Source organism: Nonomuraea sp. NPDC049141 (assembly GCF_040648415.1).
GTDB lineage: Bacteria > Actinomycetota > Actinomycetes > Streptosporangiales > Streptosporangiaceae > Nonomuraea.
Genome location: NZ_JBEZDR010000284.1, coordinates 1 through 1,046, shown reverse-complemented (window position 1 = coordinate 1,046; position 1,046 = coordinate 1). Strand labels below are relative to the sequence as shown.

General features: G+C 70.2%; 1 protein-coding gene and 1 pseudogene. One reads left to right on the top strand and one right to left on the bottom strand.

The annotated features are described in order from the left end of the window. Positions 1–455: phosphatase PAP2 family protein (locus AB0B91_RS66490; protein WP_358343358.1), on the bottom strand; the 455-nt coding region annotated here is incomplete at its 3' end. Positions 456–627: 172 nt separating this feature from the next. Here AB0B91_RS66490 and AB0B91_RS66485 point away from each other — a divergent pair. Beyond that, a pseudogene (locus AB0B91_RS66485) lies at positions 628–1,046 on the top strand (family 65 glycosyl hydrolase); the annotation flags it as partial.

Sequence of the window (1,046 nt, the reverse complement as noted above, 5' to 3'; positions counted from 1 at the left end):
AGCGCGGCCAGCGCCGCCAACGGCAGCGCCACCAGCCCGACGCGGCGGGACAGCAGCAGCGTCGCCACCGCCAGTCCGCCCGCGATGGTGGAGTGGTTGCTGGGGAACGACCAGTCGCCCGTCGGCGGGCACTCGCCGGCGATGATGGTGAGTTCGGTGGCGAGCGCCCGGCAGGGGCGTTCCTGGTCGACCACCGTCTTCAACAGCTCGCTGCACCCGTACGCGAGCACCACCGGCGCGGGCGACACCAGGGCGTACGCCCGGTCGCGTGGGCCGCCGCCGAGCCGGGACACGGCGGCGATCAGCCACAGCGCGCCGAGCAGCAGGATCGCGCCCTCGGTGAAGTGCTCGGCGAACCACTGCACCGGTTGCGGGGTGTCGGCGGCGAAGTCGACGATGTCCTGGTACCACTCGACACTGATCTCCGGAACATCCGGCGAGTCGGCATCAATCATGATTCACCTCACGCATCGTTCATACCTCGTTTACCTCGCAGACAACCATGGAACATCTGGAAGTCGGGCGCAGTGTGCATTGGTCGGGTGGCGACCCTGACCTTCGTCTCAGCGACCTCTCAGCCCGGTCTGCTTCGATTGGCCCCGGTACGTCGGACTCCCTGGAGGCGCAGTGCACGACACCCCCATCGCCGATCGGCCGCCGACCGGGCAGGGCACGGGGGACGACGAGGCCTGGCGGATCCGGCGTACGGAGGCGGACATGGACCGCCTCGCCGAGACCGAGTCGATCTTCGCGTTGGGCAACGGCTGGGTCGGCTGGCGCGGCACCCTGGACGAGGGCAGGCCCTACGGGATGCCCGGCACCTACCTCAACGGCTTCCACGAGCGGCGCGAACTCGACTACCCCGAGGACGGCTACGCCTTCCCCCAGTTCAGCGACACGGTGATCAGCGCGCCGAACGCGGCCCTCATCCGGCTCTGGGTAGGCGGCGAGCCGCTGGACGTGCGCACCGGCACCCTGCGCACCCACGAGCGGGTGCTCGACCTGCGGGCCGGCGTGGTCGAGCGGCACACCGAGTGGATCTCACC